A 6,141-nucleotide genomic window follows, 5' to 3' on the forward strand; every position below is an offset into this window, starting at 1 on the left:
TCACGGAAACGCCCTCCGGGGACGACAAATTTTTCAGGCAGAGCAAGGAGAGAGCCATGATGATCGGCTGCGGTTCTTGTTAAAACATCCCAGAGGCTGTGAATATGGTATTCAATGCCCTTGCTGACCTCGCTTTTGAAATGACTGGCTTCTGTTTTAGGTGCCAGGAAATTTTCTGCAACGAAAGCTTTCAGGTCAAAGCCCAAAGTATGATATTGAGTTCTATACTCGCTGAGAATTTCTGTTACGGGCCGTTTTGGAATACAATCCGGAAAGGTTTTCTGGTCTGGAAAGACAGCACTCATCTGTACAACTGTAAAGAGTTCTTCCAGTTCTTCTACAAACAGGGATGGGCTATGTGGACTATTTTGGTGCATTGTTTTCTTTATTAATTCGGGCGGCGCTTCTTGTTCTTTTGAAGATAAAAAGAGCTATGGTGAGTAAGGTGAGTGGTACAAGGGAAAAATAAAATGCACTTTGACCGCCATAATGCTGGAAAATATAGCCGGTGATCAGAGAACCTAAGGAACCTCCAAGTGCAGAGAATACAACGATCAGTCCAGACATCGCACCATGTTTTTCTTTGGGCAGTGCGGCCAGAATTACCGAATTGACGGCTGGATAAATCGGTGCAAGAAAGAAACCAATCAGTGGAAAGATATAAGCAGACAAAGGAACGTCAGCCCAAACATGTATTTGGTGGCCGCTTTCTGCTTTGGCCAGGGGCAACGCTATTAAAACCAGACAGGCCGCCGCGATCAGGCAAGTGGTTAAGGCAATATGCCAGGATATTTTTTTAAGTATGATTCCGGCCAGAAAACGACCGATTGCTGTAGAAGCGGCCATAATTCCCGCCATCAGAACACTGAAGGAAGAGGGCAAATGCAACACTTTATTGTTAAATGTTGGCAGCCAGCTCATGATACTTTGTTCAATAAGTACATAAAGAAAGGCGCAAATCACAAAGGAAACGACCAGTGGAAGAACCAGGAGTTTGAGCATATCCGAAAAAGACTGCTCGGCTTTAAGTAATTCAGCAGGTCTGGCTTCTGATTCGTTAAGCGGGGCACTGCTCAGCAAGAGTAATGCAAGTAGATAGAGTCCTCCTATAAAATAATAGATATGGAACCATCTTTCTGAGGCTGCATCTGCATCATCAATAAAATAGCTAAAAATGAAATAGCCCATTAAAATTCCAACCATGAAAAAGCTTTCCAGAAAATTCATGAAACTGATGTGTTCTTTTTCTCCTTTGGTGATTAAACCAATACTGCCAAATACGGAGATTTTAGTTAGAGCGAAACTGGCCCCGGTAACTGCAAAAAGCAATTTGATCGCAATAAAGGTTTTAACGGAAGGGACCAGAAAGCATGCAAGGGCTACTGCAGTCAGACCAATTTGCATAGACTTTTTATATCCGATACGGGTGATGAAAGATGCAACTAAAAAGGAAACAACGGCTATAGTGATGTCTTTGAAGGCCTCTAGTATGGAAGCAGATGATTCAGTAACTCCATAATACCGCTGGACTTGCAGGATCACCGTGCCTACACTGTTTAACATGATGCCAAACAAGAGGTAGTTGATAAATACAGATGCTTTAATTTTTAAATTTCCCATTTCTTACACATAAGGTTGATAGCCTGTTTCTTATGTTGTGGCTATTTATATTTGGTTAACTAAAATTGAGGATTAATTGGCATTAAAAATTATCCTGTATTCATTTTTTATTGAACTATATTAATATAAATATGGTTATATTTATGTTTTAAGCATTAATAAGGATGAAAATAGAATTTGAAATTGTAAAACCAGATGAAAATTCTTCCTTTAGGTTTCTCTATCAAAACAAGCCAATCTCCGAATTCATATGGCAGTATCATTATCATCCGGAGTATGAACTGGTGTGTGTGGTTGGTGGTGGTGGTACCCGGCATGTAGGTAACCATTTAAGTATGTATGATGATGGAGATCTGGTATTGATTGGTTCAAATATGCCGCATTCCGGATTTGGACTGAATGCAACAGAACCTCATGAGGAAATTGTGGTGCAGATTAAGCCTGAGGTCATGCAGCAATGGATAGCCGACTTTCCGGAAATGAAGGAAATTTCAGACCTGATTGTACGCTCCAAGCATGGCTTGAAATTTAAAGGCGAAGTTAAGAGCCGGATGACTGCTTTGCTGATAGAGATGAAAAACATGCCGCCTTTTGAAAAGCATTTGTCTATGCTGAAAGTACTGCATCAGCTTGCGCTTGCAGAAGAATATGATGTTTTAAATAAACAGCCTATACTGGCGGAGATGGTCAATAAACACCGGAACAGGTTGCAGAAAATCTTCACATACGTTGAAAATTACTATGATCAGGATATTGATATTCAAAAAGTGGCAGACATTGCTAACATTTCTGTACCGTCATTTTGTAACTACTTTAAGAAGACTACCCATATCACCTTTACGGAGTTTGTAAACCATTACCGGATCCAGAAAGCCTGTTTGCTCTTACAGCAGGACAAGACAGTGGCTGAGGTTTGTTTTGCCTGCGGTTTTAATAATGTAACTTATTTTAACAAGATCTTCAAAAAGATCATCCATAAAACACCCTCCGATTTCAGAACAGAGAAATAAGGGCACAAAAAAGGGTACCTGTTCTTGCAGGTACCCTGGATATTTTAAAGGTTAAAAGCCTAGGTATAACCCAGAATCTTCAATACCTGTTTACTGTTTTGCTCTTCGCCGAATACCTCGAAGTTGAAAGTTTCATCTCTGTTTCTGCGAATGATCACATGTTTAGGACTTGGCAGCAAGCAGTGGTGAATACCGCCATAACCGCTCAGTACTTCCTGATAAGCACCAGTATGGAAGAAACCAAGGTATTGTACTTTACGTGTTTTTGGCATAAACACACTGTTCATATGTGCTTCCTGGTTGTAATAATCCTGACCGTCGCAGGTAATTCCACCAAGGTTTACTTTTTCATATTCCGCATCCCAGTTGTTGATAGGCAACAATACATATTTTTGGTTCAGTGCCCAAACATCTGGAAGATTGGTAATGAAAGAACCATCCAGCATTAACCATCTTTCACGGTCATTCTGCTGTTTACGGCCCAATACCTTATACAATATACCAGAAGCTTCTGCTACTGTATATTTACCAAATTCTGTGATGATATCCGGTTCAATAACATCATGTTCAGCGCAGATCTCTTTAATTCGTTTAACGATCTCATTGACCATATATTCGTAATCGAAATCAAACACCAGGGAGTCTTTGAAAGGCATACCACCACCGATATCTAAAGTATCCAGCTCAGGGTTGATCTTTTTGAATTTGCAATATAAGGTTACATATTTCTCCAGTTCATTCCAGTAATAAGGCGTATCCGAAATACCGGAATTGATGAAGAAATGCAGCAATTTAACCCGGAAATTAGGGTTGGATGCAATCTTACTATTGTAAAAATCAATGACATCCTCCAATCTTACACCTAAACGGGAAGTGTAGAACTGAGAATCCGGCTGCTCTTCAGCGGCAATACGAATTCCCAAATTACAAGGGGTATCCATCTCAATTTCATCATCATAGAGGTTAAATTCCTCTTTGTTGTCTAAAACAGGGATGATGTTTTTATACCCATCGTGCAGCATATCTATGATATACTGTTTGTATTGATAAGTTTTAAAACCGTTACAGATCAGCGTAATGTCTTTGGTCAGCGCGCCTTTTTTCTCAAGGGCGTCTACCATTGGCATATCAAATGCAGATGAAGTTTCCAGGTGGATGCCATTTTTAAGGGCTTCTTCCACGATGTGCCGGAAGTGGGAGCTCTTGGTACAATAGCAATACTTGTAATCACCTCTGTAATTGTTCTTTAAGATGGCGGTCTGGAACAAGATCTTCGCCTGCTGAATTTTTTTGCTGATCAGCGGAAGATAAGTGAAACGTAAGGGCGTACCATAGGTTTCAATCATCTCCATTAAGTTTAGGTCCTGGAAGTATAATTCATCGTCTATAATGTCATAGCCTTCCTGTGGGAAACCAACACTTAGATCAAGAAATTCGGAGTAACTCTGCATTTTTTATATTTTTGAACAATTATTAAAGGTGTGGCAAATAAAATAAGTTAATTTTGGCCCAAAGATAAACCTTTTATAAAATACACTCGTAATTTTTTTTATGACTAAGTCTTTAAAGATAATTGAAGTAAAATCTGAGATTGGCGCGGGTACCCGCGGAGCCAGTCTTGGGGTAGATGCGATAAAAATTGCGGCATTAGATTTTGGAAGCAGGTTCTTTAAAAAACACAAATCTATTGAAGTACCAAATGAGAACCATTTGTTGCTGGAAAGTACCGGGAGTCCTTATGCCAAAAGGATTTCGGGCATTCTGACCATGGTGGAGCGGGTGAGTGAGGAGGTGAAAAATACCCTTGGAAATAATGAATTTCCAATTGTTCTGGCTGGCGACCACAGTACAGCTGCAGGTACCATTTCGGGAATAAAGGCTGCTTATCCTAAATCCAGGCTGGGTGTAATCTGGATAGATGCCCATGCAGACATGCACTCTCCATACACTACACCTTCCGGAAATATGCATGGTATGCCCTTGGCTATGGTGCTGGACGAGGATAATACGGATTCTAAGGTGAATAAACTGGACCAGGAAACCATTAATTACTGGTATCAGCTCAAAAATGTAGAGAATATAGCGCCTAAGATTAGTTACCGTGATCTGGTGTTGATTTCTGCAAGGGATATGGAAAAAGCAGAAGAGCACCTGATCAAAAAAAATAAAGTAAAAAATATCACCACTGCCGAATTCCGGAAACGGGGAGTAGAAAGAACGGTGATTGAAACGATGATGTACCTGGACCATTGCGACCTGATCTATGTCTCTTTTGATGTAGATTCACTGGATCCAACAGCATCAAGAGGTACAGGAACTCCGGTAGCCCAGGGTTTAACAGAGAAAGAAGCAGGTGGTTTAATGACCAGGCTCATTACACATCACAAAGTGTGTTGTTTTGAAATTGTGGAAGTAAACCCAACCTTAGATAAAGAGAACCAAATGGCAGAGCATGCCTTTGAGATCTTAATTAAAGCGACGAACGCTTTTAGAAACGAATAGAATATGAATATTGAACAACATATCGTTGCTGCTACGATAACAGCAGTTAAAGACTTATATCAACAGGAAATTCAGGAAAGCCAGATCAGTCTGCAGGACACCAGGGTTGAATTTGAAGGGCAAATCACTATTGTAGTTTTTCCAATTGTCCGTTTTTCCAAAAAATCGCCAGAAGTTACAGCTCAGGAACTTGGTGCTTACCTGGTAGAGCATGTTACAGATGTTACAGGATTTAATGTGGTTAAAGGCTTTTTAAACCTGAGCATTGCAGATGCTTACTGGTTGAATTTATTGAACGATACGCTGTTGAATAAAGATTTTGGTGCTTTCAAACCCAACGGACAGAAGGTAATGGTAGAATATTCTTCTCCAAACACCAATAAACCACTGCATCTTGGGCATGTTAGAAACAACCTGTTGGGCTATTCTGTTGCGGAGTTACTTAAAGCCAACGGCTTTGAAGTATTTAAAGTAAACCTGGTGAATGACCGGGGTATCCATATCTGTAAGTCTATGCTGGCCTGGCAAAAATTTGGAGATGGAGAAACCCCGGAGAGTTCTGGCCTGAAAGGAGATCACCTGGTGGGAAAATATTATGTGATCTTCGATAAAGAATATAAGAAAGAAATTGAAGCACTTAAACTTGCTGGTCAGACAGAAGAAGAGGCTAAGAAAAATGCACCGCTGATTAAACAGGCACAACAAATGCTGCTGGAATGGGAGCAAGGGAATACAGAAGTACTGGATCTTTGGAAAAAGATGAACGGATGGGTGTATGCAGGTTTCGATATTACTTACAAAAATCTGGGCGTAGATTTCGATAAATATTATTACGAAAGCAATACTTATTTATTAGGTAAGGATACGGTAGAAGAAGGTTTAAGCAAAGGCGTATTCTTTAAAAAACCAGACGGGTCTGTATGGATCGATCTGACGGAAGATGGCCTGGACCAGAAACTCGTATTACGTGCCGACGGAACCTCGGTATACATTACCCAGGATCTTGGTA

At 40.3% G+C, this 6,141-nt stretch carries 6 protein-coding genes; 3 read left to right on the forward strand and 3 right to left on the reverse strand.

Translation table 11 applies throughout. The features are described from left to right. Together VNZ46_RS14300 and VNZ46_RS14305 are read right to left on the reverse strand one after the other, a co-directional pair. On the reverse strand, positions 1-377 hold a 377-nt coding region (locus VNZ46_RS14300), incomplete at its 3' end, for a trehalase family glycosidase (protein ID WP_325560766.1). Then, on the reverse strand, positions 364-1,620 hold the full coding sequence (locus VNZ46_RS14305; protein ID WP_325560767.1) for an MFS transporter: 1,257 nt from the start codon (positions 1,618-1,620) through the stop codon (positions 364-366). The genes VNZ46_RS14300 and VNZ46_RS14305, both read right to left, overlap by 14 nt. A 164-nt stretch (positions 1,621-1,784) precedes the next feature. Between VNZ46_RS14305 and VNZ46_RS14310 the strand changes: the two genes are divergently transcribed. Further along, positions 1,785-2,630, forward strand: coding sequence for an AraC family transcriptional regulator (locus tag VNZ46_RS14310; protein WP_325560768.1), 846 nt, complete (start codon positions 1,785-1,787; stop codon positions 2,628-2,630). A gap of 59 nt (positions 2,631-2,689) precedes the next feature. Here VNZ46_RS14310 and VNZ46_RS14315 read toward each other — a convergent pair whose 3' ends face one another. Further along, the gene (locus VNZ46_RS14315) at positions 2,690-4,081 is read right to left on the reverse strand and encodes an arginine decarboxylase (protein ID WP_325560769.1); all 1,392 of its coding nucleotides are present in this window, start codon (positions 4,079-4,081) and stop codon (positions 2,690-2,692) included. 100 nt (positions 4,082-4,181) lie between these two features. Here VNZ46_RS14315 and VNZ46_RS14320 point away from each other — a divergent pair, with 100 nt between their 5' ends. Next, the gene (locus VNZ46_RS14320; protein ID WP_133782777.1) at positions 4,182-5,132 is read left to right on the forward strand and encodes an arginase; all 951 of its coding nucleotides are present in this window, start codon (positions 4,182-4,184) and stop codon (positions 5,130-5,132) included. 3 nt (positions 5,133-5,135) lie between these two features. Beyond that, a partial coding sequence (argS, locus tag VNZ46_RS14325) for an arginine--tRNA ligase (RefSeq protein ID WP_325560770.1) occupies positions 5,136-6,141 on the forward strand: 1,006 nt, incomplete at its 3' end.

This window comes from Pedobacter sp., assembly GCF_035566355.1.
Classification (GTDB): domain Bacteria; phylum Bacteroidota; class Bacteroidia; order Sphingobacteriales; family Sphingobacteriaceae; genus Pedobacter.

Excerpts from the sequence above, each read along its gene's own strand:
- VNZ46_RS14310 (WP_325560768.1), top strand. The coding sequence starts at position 1,785 with ATGAAAATAGAATTTGAAATTGTAAAACCAGATGAAAATTCTTCCTTT.
- VNZ46_RS14305 (WP_325560767.1), bottom strand. The coding sequence starts at position 1,620 with ATGGGAAATTTAAAAATTAAAGCATCTGTATTTATCAACTACCTCTTG.
- VNZ46_RS14315 (WP_325560769.1), bottom strand. The coding sequence starts at position 4,081 with ATGCAGAGTTACTCCGAATTTCTTGATCTAAGTGTTGGTTTCCCACAG.
- VNZ46_RS14320 (WP_133782777.1), top strand. The coding sequence starts at position 4,182 with ATGACTAAGTCTTTAAAGATAATTGAAGTAAAATCTGAGATTGGCGCG.